The 16,154-nt window shown below is 40.2% G+C and carries 16 protein-coding genes and 3 tRNA genes; 14 read left to right on the forward strand and 5 right to left on the reverse strand.

Annotated elements, in window-relative coordinates; genetic code table 11:
• Positions 1–115 precede the first annotated feature (115 nt).
• The gene (locus F909_RS19475) at positions 116–637 is read left to right on the forward strand and encodes an acyl-CoA thioesterase (RefSeq protein WP_004801507.1); all 522 of its coding nucleotides are present in this window, start codon (positions 116–118) and stop codon (positions 635–637) included.
• Between the two features lie 135 nt (positions 638–772).
• Here F909_RS19475 and F909_RS19470 read toward each other — a convergent pair whose 3' ends face one another.
• The gene (locus tag F909_RS19470; protein WP_004801506.1) at positions 773–967 is read right to left on the reverse strand and encodes a hypothetical protein; all 195 of its coding nucleotides are present in this window, start codon (positions 965–967) and stop codon (positions 773–775) included.
• Between the two features lie 478 nt (positions 968–1,445).
• Here F909_RS19470 and F909_RS19465 point away from each other — a divergent pair, with 478 nt between their 5' ends.
• From F909_RS19465 to pgaD, 7 genes are all read left to right on the forward strand, one after another.
• The gene (locus F909_RS19465; RefSeq protein WP_005144815.1) at positions 1,446–2,471 is read left to right on the forward strand and encodes a CobW family GTP-binding protein; all 1,026 of its coding nucleotides are present in this window, start codon (positions 1,446–1,448) and stop codon (positions 2,469–2,471) included.
• A gap of 54 nt (positions 2,472–2,525) precedes the next feature.
• A complete protein-coding gene (locus tag F909_RS19460; protein WP_005144816.1) occupies positions 2,526–3,056 on the forward strand; it encodes a YaeQ family protein in 531 nt (176 codons plus the stop codon).
• Positions 3,057–3,085: 29 nt separating this feature from the next.
• Positions 3,086–3,427 carry an FKBP-type peptidyl-prolyl cis-trans isomerase gene (locus F909_RS19455; protein ID WP_005144817.1) on the forward strand — a complete coding sequence of 114 codons (342 nt, stop codon included), beginning with the start codon at positions 3,086–3,088 and terminating at the stop codon, positions 3,425–3,427.
• A 373-nt stretch (positions 3,428–3,800) separates the two neighbouring features.
• Positions 3,801–4,202, forward strand: a complete 402-nt coding sequence (locus F909_RS19450; RefSeq protein ID WP_005144819.1) for a hypothetical protein — start codon at positions 3,801–3,803, stop codon at positions 4,200–4,202.
• A gap of 256 nt (positions 4,203–4,458) precedes the next feature.
• The gene (gene pgaB, locus F909_RS19445; RefSeq protein WP_005144821.1) at positions 4,459–6,456 is read left to right on the forward strand and encodes a poly-beta-1,6-N-acetyl-D-glucosamine N-deacetylase PgaB; all 1,998 of its coding nucleotides are present in this window, start codon (positions 4,459–4,461) and stop codon (positions 6,454–6,456) included.
• A gap of 13 nt (positions 6,457–6,469) precedes the next feature.
• On the forward strand, positions 6,470–7,726 hold the full coding sequence (pgaC, locus tag F909_RS19440; protein ID WP_005144825.1) for a poly-beta-1,6-N-acetyl-D-glucosamine synthase: 1,257 nt from the start codon (positions 6,470–6,472) through the stop codon (positions 7,724–7,726).
• A gap of 33 nt (positions 7,727–7,759) precedes the next feature.
• The gene (gene pgaD / locus F909_RS19435; RefSeq protein WP_005144830.1) at positions 7,760–8,176 is read left to right on the forward strand and encodes a poly-beta-1,6-N-acetyl-D-glucosamine biosynthesis protein PgaD; all 417 of its coding nucleotides are present in this window, start codon (positions 7,760–7,762) and stop codon (positions 8,174–8,176) included.
• Positions 8,177–8,319: 143 nt separating this feature from the next.
• Here the strand turns inward: pgaD and F909_RS19430 are convergent.
• A tRNA-Leu gene (locus F909_RS19430) sits at positions 8,320–8,405 on the reverse strand.
• Between the two features lie 212 nt (positions 8,406–8,617).
• Between F909_RS19430 and F909_RS19425 the strand changes: the two genes are divergently transcribed.
• The gene (locus tag F909_RS19425; protein ID WP_005144834.1) at positions 8,618–10,411 is read left to right on the forward strand and encodes an alkaline phosphatase D family protein; all 1,794 of its coding nucleotides are present in this window, start codon (positions 8,618–8,620) and stop codon (positions 10,409–10,411) included.
• Positions 10,412–10,537: 126 nt separating this feature from the next.
• Here F909_RS19425 and F909_RS19420 read toward each other — a convergent pair.
• Both F909_RS19420 and F909_RS19415 read right to left on the reverse strand, forming a co-directional pair.
• Positions 10,538–10,623, reverse strand: a tRNA-Leu gene (locus tag F909_RS19420).
• An 8-nt stretch (positions 10,624–10,631) separates the two neighbouring features.
• Positions 10,632–10,705 (reverse strand) — tRNA-Cys (locus F909_RS19415).
• A gap of 152 nt (positions 10,706–10,857) precedes the next feature.
• Between F909_RS19415 and folD the strand changes: the two genes are divergently transcribed.
• From folD to F909_RS19400, 3 genes are all read left to right on the forward strand, one after another.
• Positions 10,858–11,706, forward strand: a complete 849-nt coding sequence (gene folD, locus F909_RS19410) for a bifunctional methylenetetrahydrofolate dehydrogenase/methenyltetrahydrofolate cyclohydrolase FolD (RefSeq protein WP_005144837.1) — start codon at positions 10,858–10,860, stop codon at positions 11,704–11,706.
• Between the two features lie 51 nt (positions 11,707–11,757).
• On the forward strand, positions 11,758–12,426 hold the full coding sequence (locus F909_RS19405; protein WP_005144839.1) for a class I SAM-dependent methyltransferase: 669 nt from the start codon (positions 11,758–11,760) through the stop codon (positions 12,424–12,426).
• 155 nt (positions 12,427–12,581) lie between these two features.
• Positions 12,582–12,866 (forward strand): GNAT family N-acetyltransferase, encoded by a 285-nt coding sequence (locus F909_RS19400; protein WP_005144840.1) that lies wholly within the window; start codon positions 12,582–12,584, stop codon positions 12,864–12,866.
• A 61-nt stretch (positions 12,867–12,927) separates the two neighbouring features.
• On the opposite strand, the gene F909_RS19395 is transcribed toward F909_RS19400, so the two are convergent.
• Positions 12,928–13,350, reverse strand: coding sequence for a hypothetical protein (locus F909_RS19395; RefSeq protein ID WP_005144843.1), 423 nt, complete (start codon positions 13,348–13,350; stop codon positions 12,928–12,930).
• Positions 13,351–13,611: 261 nt separating this feature from the next.
• Between F909_RS19395 and glpK the strand changes: the two genes are divergently transcribed.
• Complete coding sequence (glpK, locus tag F909_RS19390) at positions 13,612–15,126, forward strand: glycerol kinase GlpK (RefSeq protein WP_005144845.1); 1,515 nt, start codon at positions 13,612–13,614, stop codon at positions 15,124–15,126.
• A gap of 50 nt (positions 15,127–15,176) precedes the next feature.
• Positions 15,177–15,935: a DeoR family transcriptional regulator gene (locus F909_RS19385; RefSeq protein ID WP_005144847.1), complete on the forward strand. Its 759-nt coding sequence runs from the start codon at positions 15,177–15,179 to the stop codon at positions 15,933–15,935.
• Positions 15,936–16,154: the final 219 nt, after the last annotated feature.

Below are 16,154 nucleotides of genomic sequence, written 5' to 3' on the forward strand. Positions count from 1 at the left end.
ATTAAACTATAACAAGATCATAAAAAGAATTGATGATGTTTTATCGTTTTGCGCATATGTTTATACCCATGAATAAACGATAATAATCATGTTGTATTCTCTATGAGCTCTTCCCATGTATCAATTAGATCAAGCAAACCAAGCACCTGATGACCAGTCAGAGCTTACAATGACCGTTTTGATGACACCTGATATGGCCAACTTTTCAGGTAATGTTCATGGTGGAACGATTTTAAAGTTACTTGATCAAGTAGCTTATGCTTGTGCAAGCCGATACTCAGGCAGCTATGTTGTGACTTTATCAGTGGATCGCGTTAATTTCAAAGAACCCATTTATGTGGGAGAGCTGGTGACATTTTTGGCTAGCGTGAATCATGTTGGGCGTACTTCGATGGAAATCGGTATTCGTGTTGAAGCACAAAACATTCAGAAGCGTACCATCCGTCATACCAATACCTGTTATTTCACCATGGTTGCAGTCGATGAGCAGCGTAAGCCAAAAGAAGTGCCACAATTAAATTTAGATACTGAATGGAAACGTTGCCGCTTTGAAGCAGCAGAGCAGCGTAAGGCAACACGCTTGCAAGAAGTTCATCAACCTTCATGCAGTATGTTTAAAAAAACAACGCAGTGTTAATTTTTTCATACATTCTTTCTCCAAAAATAAAAGATCGAACCGCAGCATGGTTCGATCTTTTTACATTTGTAATGAAATAAATTTTAAATCATTACAAATGTTGGTCTAAAGGTCTGGAGGAACCTTAAGATCTGATTAGTTTGTTGGCGCAGGTGTAGATGCAGGTGCTTCAGTTGCTGTTGCATCAGTTGCAGCTTGACCTTGAGTTTCAGGTTGCTCTTGAGTTGAAACAACAACCTTTTCTTCAGTTTGTTGTTCTACTGGTGCTGCAAATGTAGAAGCTGCTGCAAGAGTAAGTGTAGTTGCAAGAACAGTTTTGATAAATTTCATTTTAGGCATCCTTATTTCATTTAAAATAACAACCTCAATAGGAGGGTTGGTTAATTCCAATCTCTCAATTTCGGCATGAGGTTCATGCTATGTGCCAAACGTATTTGCGGCAATGTTCTTAACAATCTATTACGCCTATCTTAACAATATGAAATATTGAATCGCTTTATGTAGTTGCTATGTAAAACAGCATGAAGAAATTAAGGATTAAAATGTATGGAAATATGTTTTTGTGGTTAGAAAATAACCTATAATTTTACGTGTTTTAAACACTAGCCTTAATTTTCTAAAAAGTTGTTAATTGAATAAACCATTTATATTTTATTTTTAAATAAAATTTTTAGATTGAATGTGTGATGAGTGTCTCTTTATTTTTATTTAATAGCTTTTGAGTCCGATTATACGAAAAAAACATTCTTTATTTTATTTCATCGATTTTTCTCTTTAGAATGAAATAAATTCCGAATTAGAGTGTGTCGTGAAACTTCTTGCCCCCAAAACTGTTGCTACACATATTATTTCTGGCTTTTTGGGCGCAGGTAAGACCACATTATTACAGCATTTACTGACTCAGAAGCCTGAAAATGAAGTATGGGCCGTTTTGATGAATGAGTTTGGGCAGATTGGGGTTGACCAACAACTTATTAGCCAGCAGCAAGGCTATGCGGTGAAAGAGCTATTGGGAGGTTGTTTGTGTTGTAGCAGCCAGTTGCCAATGCAGATTGCACTTTCTCGCTTACTTAGTGAAAGCAAACCTGATCGTTTATTTATCGAGCCCACAGGTTTGGGGCATCCTGCGCAATTATTGGAACAACTGACTGAACCGCATTGGCAGAGCAGTTTGGCAATGCGCGCTTTGGTGATTGTTGTGGATGGGAGTCGCCTGCATGATCAGGATTGGGTGAAACAGAATCTATATACCGATCAATTAAAAGCAGCACAAATTGTTGTGTTGTCGCATATCGACTGTATGACAGCAGCAGATCATCAAGCTTATGCAGATTTAAAACAGGAGTATGAAACTTATGTTCAGTATTGGATTGAAGCTGAAAATGGACAAGTGGATATTCAACAATTGGACATTCAACAACAACCTATACAACGTAAGATTCAACCTTTATTAAGATTGCAACAAACGCAAGCTGTAGAGCAAAAACCAGAGATAAAGCAACTCCCTTATCATTATGTTGAAACAGCTCAGGGTTATACAGTCGCGGGTTGGAAATTGCCGAAACGCTGGCAGTTTAATTTTCATGATTTATTGGATGTGTTGTGTGAGCAACAAGACTGGGTGCGAATTAAGGGTATATTTAATACCGATCAAGGTTGGAAAAGTTTTAATTTTAATCCGCAGCAATTTAACTATAAGTCGGCGGAAGAGAGTATTGATAATCGAATTGAAGTGATTTGTCAGTCAGCACATGACTGGCTCGCTTTTGAAACACAATTATTGCAGTGCCGTATCGATCCGATTAATGATCAAATCGCACATGCTTCTTGGTAAAATAGAGTATGCTTAGCGCCAAATTTGAGAACACTGTATTTAAGAGTTTAGTTTATGGCGTTAAAAGCAACAATATATAAGGCAGACCTCAATATTGCCAATATGGATGAGCATATCTATGCAGATTATCAGCTCACTCTTGCTCAGCACCCCTCTGAAACCATTGAGCGTTTAATGGTTCGTATTCTGGCTTATGCTCGTTTTGCCGATGAACGTTTAGAGTTTACCAAAGACTTATTTGAAACAGATGAACCTGCGTTATGGCAAAAAGACCTGACAGGGCTGTTAGAGAAATGGATCGAAGTCGGTTGTCCATCTGAAGATAAAGTGAAAAAGGCGAGTGCGCGTTGCAAGAGTGTTGCAGTTGTGACTTATGGCTCTCAATCGGATGATTGGTGGCAGAAGAATACCAAGATTAAAACCTTAAGCAATGTGCAAGTGTGGCAATTGGCCCCACAAACCACGCAAGCACTTGAGGGTTTATGCGAACGTACTATGCAATTGCAGCTGAATATTATGGATGGAGAATGGACATTGTTAAGCGACAAAGGTCAGGTCGACATTCAATGGCAACAATTGCAATAATTTAGCTTGAGTGATTTGGAGAGATAGAGATGAGTACAGAATTAGAAATTATTGATTTGAAAGTAGGCGAAGGTAAAGAAGCGGTTCGTGGTGCTTTGATCACGACCCACTATACGGGTTGGTTAGAAGATGGAACCAAGTTTGATTCGTCACTTGATCGCGGTAATTACTTTGAAACGGTGATTGGTACTGGACGTGTGATTAAGGGCTGGGATCAAGGTATCATGGGTATGCGTGTGGGTGGAAAGCGTAAATTGATTGTCCCTGCACATTTGGCGTATGGCTCACGTAAAATGGGCAAGATCATTCCAGCCAATGCCAATCTGACCTTTGAAATTGAATTATTCGATGTAAAAACACGCGACGAATAACCATTTTGGTCGTCAAAAACAAAGCGGTTTGGTCGATTTTTGGACTAAATCGCTTTAAAATCATAAGCATAAAATAATATCAATAAACCTATAATAAAGTTTTGATTTTTAAAAATATTTCTTTCATCTGAATTTTATTGCAGCCCAGGAAAAAAATATTGATTCTCTATATACAGTCCTGTATATCTTTGAGTTAAAAGAGCAATTTTTCTGAAAGCCTTCATTTTTTGAATCACAAGTGTTGATTCTAAGGTCATGAAAGTTTGCTCTTTAGGTCACTATAAGGCGATCGGGGAAGATGTCACTTATAGTTTATCCATTATAAAAATGCGGCAATAAGCAACGATAAAAATTTGAGTGTATAGAGGTCGATATGAATGATTATTTGGATATCACGGCATCGGAATTGTTAAGAGAGTTAGATCATTTTTTTCTGATCGATACTCATGATGGCGCACAAACGGGTTTTTGGGTGAATGAAAAGGCCTTGATCGATAAGCATTACTGGATTGATGGTGACTATAAAATTGAAATTCTCAGGTCGTTACAGCCTTCACATCAGTATGCACCGCATGACTATAAAATAACGCGCTTAGCGGCAGGTGAGAATGATAGTAATGTTGTACTGCTGGAATATGATGGTGTGCATAAAAAGATACTGACTTTCCGCCGTGGTGAGTGGGTGAATCGTCTGAATAAATATTTTTATCAAAAAGAGCGTCACTATTTACAGCAACTTGCAGATGATCCTAATTTTCAGTTAATTCAGTATTAATCATTCAAAAATTGTTCAAAGCCCCTGATCTAAAAGATGGAACAGGGGCTTATTATTTTTTGACAAAAAATATTCAGTTAAAATGTGATTGATATCATAAAAAATGCATTTAAGTTTATTTTCAGTTTTTAAAATTATAAATACAATCCGTACTTCCCGCTGACCATTCAAAAACATCTTATTTATCCATAAAACTGTAAGATGGTATAGGCATGATCTGCGATCAGCGAATTTCTAATCTTGAGACGATATCTCTATGACAACACGTTTAGTGTCCCCGACGTTAAAAACTTTTTTAGGTCTTGTGTTTGGGGTGGTTGCCAGCACCACAACTTTTGCGGCAAATCCAAAAATCGATGCGACTACATTGACCGTCATTGGGTATCACGAAATTACAGATCGCAAAGATGCACTGATTCCAAGCTATGCAGTGACTGCGAAGCAGTTTGGGGAGCATATCGACTGGTTACAAAAGAATGGTTATCACTTTATTAATGTCGATCAACTGATCAAAGCGCATCAAGGTAAATATAAATTACCGAGTAAACCTATTTTGTTGACGGTTGATGATGGTTATCAGTCTTTTTATCAAAATGCGTATCCGATTATTCGTGCCAAAAAGATCCCTGTGGTTTTGGCTGTAGTTGGTTCATGGTTAGAGCCCAAAGCAGGTCAAAAAGTTGATTTTGGTGGTGAGCCGATTGAGCGCAATAAAATCTTGAGTTGGGATGAACTCAAGGAAATGCAAAACAGTGGTTTGGTTGAAATTGCCAGTCACAGTTATCATCTACATCAAGGGGTTAATGGTAATCCACAAGGAAATTCAGAACCTGCAGCCATCACCCGTATTTATGATCCGAAAACCAAGAGCTATGAAAGTGATGCAGTGTATCAAGCACGGGTTTATCAAGATTTAAAAACCAATAATGATCTATTAAAAGCACACGGTTTACGTTCACCACGCGTGATGGTCTGGCCTTATGGTCGTTATAATATGCAATTGGTGCAAACGGCTAAGCAGTTAGGTATGCCGATTACCATCACCTTGGATGATGGGGCAGACCACGCCAAACAATCGCTACAAAATATGAGCCGTATTTTGATTCAGGGCAATATGTCGACCAGTGCTTTGGCGCAAGAGATTAAGAATCGCGAATTGAATTTGAATGATAACAATCGACCGCAAAAAATTATGCATGTCGATTTAGACTATATTTATGATCCAGATACCAAACAGCAAGAACGTAATCTAGGTCATTTGATTGACCGTATTAATGGCATGGGTGTAAATACCGTATATTTACAAGCTTTCTCTGATCCAGATGCCAATGGTTCTGCCGATATGGTGTATTTCCCAAATCGTCATATTCCAATGCGTGCAGATTTGTTCAATCGTGTGGCTTGGCAGATTCAAACCCGTACGCCAGTGCAGCGTTTATATGCATGGATGCCACTTTTGGCTTGGGAACTGCCTAAGACTGATCCAGTGTCGAAAGATTTAGTGGAAACCCAACAAGCAAAAGTAGGTGAGCACTTAAATATGGGCTATCTTCGTCTCAGCCCATTCTCGCCAGAAGCACGTCAGACCATTAAAGAGATTTACCAAGATCTTGCTAAATCAACGCCGTTCGATGGCTTGTTGTTCCATGATGATGTGACTTTGTCAGATTATGAAGATGCCAGCCCAGATGCATTAGCGGCTTATGCAAAACAAGGTTTACCAACAGATTTAGCGAAGATCCGTGACAACGATGCAGATTTGCAAAAATGGACAGCGTTTAAAACACGTTATCTAGATGATTTCGCCATGGAGCTTGCAGGAGAGGTGCGTCAGTATCAACCATTCCTTGTGACTGCACGTAATCTTTATGCGCAGGTGGCTTTAAATGCCTATGCAGAAAATTGGTACGCGCAATCTTTGGAACAATCGCTGAATCGTTATGACTTTACAGCGATTATGGCGATGCCTTATATGGAACAATCGGACAATCCAGCTAAGTTCTATTCCGATATCATGAATCGTGTGAAGCAGTATCCAAATGGGATTAAAAAGACCGTGATGGAGTTGCAGGCGGTGAACTGGCGCAATGACCAAAAAGTACCGTCTGAAGAAATGGCGGCGACGATTAAGTCTTTATATGAGCAAGGTGCAATGCATGTAGCGTATTATCCAGATGATCCGATCAAAGGGCATCCAGATGTAGAAACTATGCATAAGGCTTTTAGTCTAAAATCATCTCAATTAGTACCATAGTCGAGTAATGTAGATGAGTTGGATTGCTTTATTGTGGTCATATGCCATTAAGTTTGTTTTTTACTATCCATTATTTATGTCGTATTTATGGATGGTTGGGGCAATTATTTTTTACTGGAAAGAGCGTCAAGATCCACCCTATCAGCAACCTGTAGCTTTGCCCGAGTACCCCAAAGTCGCGGTATTGGTGCCTTGTTTTAATGAAGGGGATAATGCTGAAGAAACGATTAGTCATGCACTCAAATTGGATTATCCTAATTTTGAGGTCATTGCGATTAATGATGGTAGTTCAGACAATACGGGTGAAGTACTAGATCGATTAGCGACGCAGTATGAAAAATTACGTGTCGTACATTTGGCACAGAATCAAGGCAAAGCAATGGGGCTACAAGCGGGTAGCTTGATGACCAATGCTGAATTCCTGATTGGGATTGATGGCGATGCTCTGCTTGATCCACATGCTGCCAAATGGATGATACGACACTTTCTGGAAGATCCAACAGTCGCGGCTGTAACAGGTAATCCACGTATTCGGACACGTTCGACTTTACTTGGGCGAATTCAAGTGGGGGAATTCTCTTCGATTGTCGGCATGATCAAACGTGCACAACGAACATTTGGACGCTTATTTACCGTATCGGGTGTGATTACGGCCTTCCGTAAAAGCGCAGTGCATCAAGTTGATTATTGGTCACCGAATATGTTGACTGAAGACATTGATATCACATGGAAATTACAACGTGCAGGTTGGGATGTACGCTTTGAGCCAAATGCGCTGGTTTGGATTTTGATGCCTGAAACCTTAAATGGTTTATGGAAGCAGCGTTTACGTTGGGCCATGGGTGGGGCGCAGGTGCTGGTTAAAAATATTGATGTGTTTTTAAAGCCTAAACTTAATTTTTTATGGCCTTTGATGTTTGAACTGTGTTTGACACTCATTTGGTCATATTTGATGCTTATTATGGCGGTGATCTGGTTATTGCATTTTATCTTTGCAATTCCAGCTCTCGCTGTGGTGAGTTCACCATTTTTACCATACGGTAGTGGAATTTTATTAGGTGCGACCTGTTTAATTCAGTTTGCTTTAAGCAAATGGATGGATAGTCGTTATGAGCCAAGCCTAGGGAAAAATTATTATTGGATGATTTGGTACCCGTTTGTGTTTTGGTTGATCACGATTACTGCTACAATCGTCGCCTTTCCAAAGGTGCTGTTGCGTAATGATGAGAAACGTGCCCGTTGGATTAGCCCAGATCGTGGAATTCGTTGAATCGGAAAGATTCATTTTGCTGAGTAATAAGCAATGAAAGCTGACAGTTTAATTATTGATGTACGTCGCCAACTCCCATGGCATAAACGTTATTTTTCAACTACAACCACCGCAATGATGTGGGCGGGATGGTTATTGTTATGGCGTCCATTTATTTTAGTATGGGTGTTGGTTGAGCTGCAAAAGACCCATATTGCACAGCGTTTAATGTCCGCATTTAGCGATGGCATTGAGCATGGGGTGACTGCATTATTTATGTGCGCGGTTGCATTGTTGTTGTGGGGGCTGTTACCTGCCAAACGTGTACATAAAAAGCATGCTGTTGAAAAGACCTTGCCAGATTATGCGCGTTATTTCGAATTACCTGAGCAAGAGATTCAGGTAGGACGTCAGCAGAAAGTGAGCATCGTACATCATGATGAGAATGGTAAAATTATTCGCGTAGAATAATTACGTATTGTTCTAAATCAAGAATATCAAATGCCTTAATTTTTTAATTAAGGCATTTTTTTGTGCTAGACCTTAAATTTCAGACATAAAAAAACCAGCTTACGCTGGATTTTTATGTGCACCATATTTCATTAGCTGAAAGATGGTGCCCGAGGCCAGACTCGAACTGGCACGCTTTGTGGGCGGGGGATTTTAAATCCCCTGTGTCTACCGATTTCACCACTCGGGCATGTGCGCAATAATAGAGGACACGTTAAAACTTGGCAAGAGCAAAACTTGCTATTTGCTTTCTTTTCAATCAATTCATGTGCTTATCTGATGAAAATTAAGCATTGTCATCATATTTTCATGATTCTTTCATCAAATTGAGATCAAAGCTTCATCTAAGCCCATTAATTTCAATCATTTACTTATAGTGATAAAATTAAGGTAGCTATCCAAATGACAGCAAAAATTTCACGACGGGAACTCATTCAAAAAAGTCTATTCGGTTTCGGGGCGTTGTCTTTATCTGCGGGATTTACAGGCTGTAATGACAGTTCAGACCAAGAGACAGCAGCATTACAGGTGAACTTTGAACATGGGGTGGCCAGTGGCGATCCATTACAAGATCGTGTGATCTTATGGACGCGTTTGACACCGAATGATAGCAGTGCACGTTTGCAAGTGACTTGGGAAATCGCGTTAGATCAGCAATTCAAGCAAATCATTAAAACCGATAAAGTCACGACAACTGCAGCGTACGATTTTACTGTAAAAGTCGATGCCACAGGGTTAAAACCAGATCAGTCTTATTTCTACCGTTTTATCTTTGGTGATAAAGTTTCACCCGTGGGTCAAACCAAGACATTGCCAAGCAGCACAACGCAAGTCAGCTTTGCAGTATGTTCATGTTCTTATTATCCCGTGGGTTATTTCCATGTGTATCGTGAAATGGCCAAGCAAAATGTCGATGTGGTAATTCATCTAGGGGACTATATTTATGAATATGGTGAAGATGGTTATGCAAAAGATGAAGCTGTTCGTAAACTTGAGGCAGACAACAATACAGAAATTATCAAATTAAATGATTATCGCAAACGTTATGCGCTTTATCGTAAAGATAAAGACTTACAGGCCTTGCATCATCGTCATCCATTTATCGTAATTTGGGATGACCATGAGTTAGCCAATGATGCATGGCGTGAAGGGGCTGAGAATCATACGGAAGAAACACCAGAAGCAAAGAATGAAGGTAAGTTTTTAGAAAGAAAGCTAGCGGCTTTACAAGCTTATTTTGAATGGATGCCTATCCGTCCTGTTGATGATCAGCACACCAAGATTTATCGTCAGTTTGATTTTGGAGGGCTAGTCAATTTAATGATGTTGGATACCCGAATTATTGCGCGTGATGAGCAATTGGATTATGCCAAGTATATGACAGCGAATGGTTTAGATATTGCAAAATTCCAGACAGATTTGACCGATCCTGCTCGTACTTTAATGGGAGATACCCAACGTGATTGGTTATTGGGGAATAAAGAAAAAAATATAGTAGGTGTCTTACAAAGTTCAACCGCAACTTGGGATGTTCTGGGACAACAGATTCTAATGACCAAGATGTTGGTTCCTGCTGAGCTGCTACTTGCTTTGGCAGAAATTACTTCGGGGAATCCGAGTGATGAAACTTTAGAAAAAATGAATGCTCAAATCACTGAATTGGTGGCTCTCAAAATTCGTTTATTACAAGGCGACCCTCGTTTAACCGCACAAGAAAAAGCACGTGTTCTAACCGTTGCACCTTATAACCTAGATGCATGGGATGGTTATCCTGTTGAGCGTGAGATTGTGTATGGCACTTTAGCGCAATTAAAGAAAAAAGTGGTGGTGTTGGCAGGGGATACTCATAATGCATGGTCTTCTAATCTATATAACAAAGATGGTGCATTTGTTGGGGTTGAGCTGGCAACCAGTTCAGTATCTTCACCAGGCTTAGAAAAATATTTAGATATTCCGCTGGCACTGTTGCAACAGTTTGAGTTTGCATTCACCACATTGATTGATGAGTTGAATTACTGCAATTTGAATCAAAGAGGTTATTTGGTGGTGCAGTTTGATGAAGCTCAAGTGCAATCACAATGGATTTATCTGGATTCAGTCAAAAAGCCTGAATATACACTTGATAAAACACGTGGCTATCAATTGAGTTTGGATAAAAATTTATTGCCAGTGAAAACAGGGCAGCAAGTGGCTTAAATTTAAATAGTGAGGGAAAAGGTCAAGTCGTCGTGCTTGGCTTTTTTATTGTGATCCAAATTCTAGGCATAAAAAAACCAGCTGACGCTGGATTTTTATTTGCACCATATTTCATTTGCTGAAAAATGGTGCCCGAGGCCAGACTCGAACTGGCACGCTTTGTGGGCGGGGGATTTTAAATCCCCTGTGTCTACCGATTTCACCACTCGGGCTTTACCAATGGAGGCGGAGGTCGGAATCGAACCGGCGTACACGGAGTTGCAGTCCGCTGCATGACCACTCTGCCACCCCGCCATCTCTTGGTGATGCACATATTAGCAATCTTTAAAAAAAAAACAATAGTGTTTATAGCGAATATGCACATAAAAACAACATCTAAAAGAATATTGCTCAAATTATCATGTATTATTTACGCAATTGATTCATACCCACTTTGGAGATGCGCTGTGGCATTGGTTTTAGACGGTCGTGCATTAGCAAAACAAATTGAAACGGATTTGTTGGTACGTGTAGAAGCATTAAAAGCAAAATCGGGGCGTACCCCAATCTTGGCAACGATATTGGTTGGTGATGATGGTGCATCTGCAACTTATGTGCGTATGAAAGGCAATGCTTGTCGCCGTGTGGGCATGGATTCATTGAAAGTTGAACTTTCAAAAGAAACCACAACTGAACAATTATTGGCTGAAATTGAAAAATTAAATGCCAATCCAGATGTACACGGAATCTTGTTACAACATCCAGTACCTGAACAGATTGATGAAAGAGCATGTTTTGATGCAATCTCATTAGCAAAAGATGTCGATGGCGTGACTTGTTTAGGTTTTGGCCGTATGGCAATGGGTGAAGCGGCATATGGTTCTGCAACACCTGCTGGTATCATGACCATTTTGCAAGAAAACAAAATTGAAATCGCGGGTAAACATGCAGTTGTCGTGGGGCGCTCTGCTATTTTAGGTAAACCAATGGCGATGATGTTATTACAAGCCAATGCAACGGTGACGATTTGCCATTCACGTACACAAAACCTGCCTGAATTGGTGAAGCAAGCTGATATTGTTGTGGGTGCGGTGGGTAAAGCTGAATTGATCCAAAAAGATTGGATTAAACAAGGTGCAGTTGTGGTTGATGCAGGTTTCCATCCACGTGATGGTGGTGGCGTCGGTGATATCCAATTGGTCGGTATCGAAGAGATTGCTTCTGCTTATACACCTGTACCAGGTGGCGTAGGCCCAATGACGATCACTACGTTAATTCGTCAAACTGTAGAAGCTGCTGAAAAAGCATTAGCGTAAAGATGATTAATAACCCCTCGTGAAGAGGGGTTTTTTTAGAACTAAACAGATATGAGCTGTACTTTTCAATTTGCCAAAGCACCCGAGCAATTGCTTAAAGCCTTGCATGAGGTGATTCCAAACACGGATCTGTTGGCACAACAGTTACCAGAAACACCGATTTCGCTTTGGTTGATTCCACCAGTGTTCCCAACAGATCGCTTAGACGATGAAGTGATTCGACGGATTTGGAATGAAACGCCGTATTGGATTTTTTGCTGGGCTTCGGGTCTAGCGATGGCACAATGGCTATTGGCCGAGCCTCATCATGTAAAAGATAAAGTCGTTTTAGACTTTGGTGCTGGTTCAGGCGTAGTGGCGATTGCGGCAAAAATGGCAGGCGCAAAACGGGTGATTTGTTGTGATATTGATCCAATCAGTCTCGCATCTTGTCGTGAAAATGCTTTATTGAATGATGTTGAACTTGAGTATTTGGACGATTTGTATCAGTCCGAGCAAGTTGATGTATTACTGGCTGCAGATGTATTGTATGACCAATCCAATCGCTTCTTTTTGGATGAATTCTTAAAGTTTGCGCCTGAAGTGTGGGTTGCGGACAGTCGAGTCAAAAATTTCAGCCATCCCCAATACCTTAAAATTGATGAGCGTAGTGCAACGACTTGGCCAGACTTGGATGAAGCCAAAGAGTTCAGAAACGTCAGTTTTTATCGCACCAAATAAAATAAACAATTTCTATCAAAAATACATTGTGTTGTGATTATCAAATCTCAACACAATCTCCTCATTGCACATGCTAAAACATTCAAATGAAATAAATAGATGGTCTTTGGTGGCTATTCTTAAAGATATTGTTTTGATGGAAAAAGGGAAAGTGTATGGGTATTCAACAGGTTGATGATGGAAAACATGGTGCATTTAAGCTTTTTGAGGGCGAGGTGCTCGCGGGGGAAATGGCATACACTTGGGCAGGAGATAGTATGCTCATTATTGATCATACTGATGTGAATGATCAATTTCGTGGGCAAGGCGTAGGGCGCAAGTTGTTAGACGAACTGATTAAATTTGTCCGTGAACGTCAAGTGAAGGTGATTCCTTTATGTCCTTTTGCAAAATCCGTATTTGATAAAGACTTATCTATTCATGATGTTTTAAAGGGATAAAATAAAATGGATGTATTCCTGATGATGGAATACATCCATTTTTAGTCGTCAATCTATTCGATTAAGAGCAGGTATAACGAACCACTTTCAGTGTGGTTGGGCGAGTTTCAAGTGCCTGACGGGTTGCATAGCCTTCACTATTATTTAAATCAGGTGAATTTGATAAGCCAAAAGTTGTCCGACTGTTGCCTAATTTGACACCGTATTGTTCTTGTTGGGTTGGGTTCATGATTTCATTGACACTGAGTACTGCAAGTTTATAGGTTTTGTCCGCACCTAAAATTTGCTTACATGCATGTTGTAATTTTTTCTCATCCAAATCGCTATTACTGCGTGCGGCGAGTGTATAAGCAACAGTTGCAGATGTGGCAGTTTTATTTTCGATTTGATAGCCCGTTGTGCCATTGTATTGATGTGGACTACTTTGACAGGCTGCAAGAACAAGAGCACTGCTCATAATTAACAATAAATAGGTTTTTTTCATATCAATGGTCCTGTTATTTCTGGTTTCAGTATCGCATAAAATAAGTTTTTTATTGTGAGGAATCTTTAAAACACAGGCTATTCATCGATTTTTAGCTTCAATTTTAAAGAAAGAATTTTCGTTTTCGAACAATTTTGCATATAATCTGCCAAGTTTTTTATTTAATACAGAAGTCATTGCTTTTTTGCAGTATTGGAGCCCGTTTTTTAACGGGCGTTTAATTTATTGCACTATACATAAGCAAGTCTGGATAGGTATGTCATGATCTCTACAGATAGTCAAAAAAAATACGTGGTTGCATTTGACCAAGGTACAACGAGTTCACGTGCGATCGTATTGGATCACGATGCGAATGTCATCAGTATTGCTCAGCGTGAATTTACGCAAATTTACCCACAACCAGGTTGGGTTGAGCATGATCCAATGGAAATCTGGGCGACTCAAAGTGCAGTGTGGGTTGAAGCTTTAGCGCAAGCCAGTATTTCTAGCGAACAAATCGCAGCGATTGGGATTACCAACCAACGTGAAACCACTGTCATCTGGGATAAAAAGACAGGTAAACCTATTTACAATGCAATTGTATGGCAAAGCCGACAAAGCAATGAAATTTGTAATCAACTGCGCCAAGATGGCTGGCAAGATTACGTTCATAAAGTCACTGGTCTGGTTCTTGATCCATATTTCTCTGCAACTAAAATTAAGTGGATTTTGGATCGTGTTGAAGGCAGCCGTGAACGTGCAGAACGTGGCGAGCTTTTATTTGGTACGATCGATACATGGTTGCTTTGGAAATTGACCAATGGCCAAGTGCATGTGACTGACTATACCAATGCATCACGTACGATGTTATTCAACATCGAAACGCTTGAATGGGACGATAAACTGCTTGAAGCGTTAAATATTCCTAAAGCGATGTTGCCTGAAGTTCGTGGTTCTTCTGAAGTCTACGGTTATACACATACCATTAGTGGTCAAGAAATTGGGATTCCAATTGCGGGTATCGCAGGGGATCAACAAGCTGCATTGTTTGGACAAATGTGTGTTGAAGCGGGTCAAGCCAAAAATACTTATGGTACAGGCTGCTTCTTGCTCATGAATACGGGTAAGCGCATTGTTCAATCTGATCATGGTTTATTAACTACGATTGCATGTGGTCCACGTGGTGAAGTGAACTATGCATTGGAAGGTGCAGTGTTCAATGGTGGTTCATGTGTGCAGTGGCTACGCGATGAACTGAAAGCGATTAATGATTCGCATGATTCTGAATATTACGCAACCAAAGTGAAAGACAGTAATGGAGTCTATGTTGTACCTGCCTTTACAGGTTTAGGTGCGCCGTATTGGGATCCGACAGCACGCGGTGCGATCTTGGGTATTACTCGTGGTGTAAGTATCGAACATATTATTCGTGCCACACTAGAGTCGATTGCTTACCAAACGCGTGATGTATTAGATGCTATGCAGCAAGATTCAGGTGAGAAATTACGTACCTTGCGTGTCGATGGTGGTGTAACCGCCAATAATTTCTTGATGCAATTCCAAGCCGATATCATGGGCACTTCAGTAGAACGCCCTGCGATGAAAGAAACCACGGGGATGGGTGCAGCATTCTTGGCGGGTTTGGCGGTCGGTTTCTGGTCGGATTTAAATGAATTGAAGAGTAGAATGACCATCGAAAATACCTTTGTGCCAGAGTGCAGTCAGGATGTGACTGAAAAACTCTATAAAGGTTGGTTAAAAGCAGTCGGACGCACTCGTGATTGGGCTGAAGATTAAGCTAAAATAGACCTTTTAGTATGACTTAAAACAACACAGGATGGATGAGCATGAGCTTGATACTACGCCAACAAAAAACCCTCGAATTAGTGAGAGAGCGTGGCTATATCAGTATTGAAGAACTTGCTCAGCATTTTGATGTGACGCCCCAAACCATCCGTCGTGATATTAATCAATTGGCGGATGAGGGGTTGTTACGGCGTTATCATGGTGGTGCAGCGCATGATTCGAGTGTGGAAAACACTGAATATACGATGCGTGTGGGGCATATGTTAGAAGAAAAGAGACGAATTGCTGCCGCTGTTGCAGCAGCCGTTCCAGATCATGCCTCTTTATTTATCAATATTGGGACCACAACCGAAGCAATTGCACATGCGTTGTTGAACCATACTGGTTTAAGAATCATTACCAATAATCTTAATGTCGCCAAAATCCTCAGTACCAAAGAGGATTTTGAGGTATTGATTGCCAGTGGGCGCGTGCGTCCAGATGGTGGGGTAATTGGTCAGGCCACAGCAGATTTCTTTAAGCAATTTAAAGCAGATTATGCCTTGGTCGGGATTAGTGGGATTGAAGAAGACGGTACTTTGCTAGATTTTGATTTCCAAGAAGTATGTGTATCCCAAGAGATTGTATCCAGTGCGCGTCAGGTATTTTTGGCTGCGGATAGCAGTAAATTTGGTCGTAATGCCATGATTCGTTTAGGTTCTCTGAAGCAAGTGGATTGTATTTTTACCGATCAACAGCCGAGTGATGAATTTGTAAAAACCATCCGTGATTTGGATGTTGGGTTAATTGTTGCGACATAAATCTTCATTTTCGAAAAATTGTTACTTTTCTTGAGCTGAGTGCTTTTAGCTCAAGAATCATTAAATAAAAATAATGCTATAAGCTTGAGCAGCCTTCGTGTTGCCAGACGATCATCGTTTTAATCCTTTTATTTTCAATTTTGACCATTTATCTAAAAATGTCTATAAATTGGCATTTCTTTGACTGTTTTTTATTGTTTATTTTCATTTTAAATGTTT

This window comes from Acinetobacter sp. ANC 3929 (assembly GCF_000369405.1).
GTDB lineage: Bacteria > Pseudomonadota > Gammaproteobacteria > Pseudomonadales > Moraxellaceae > Acinetobacter.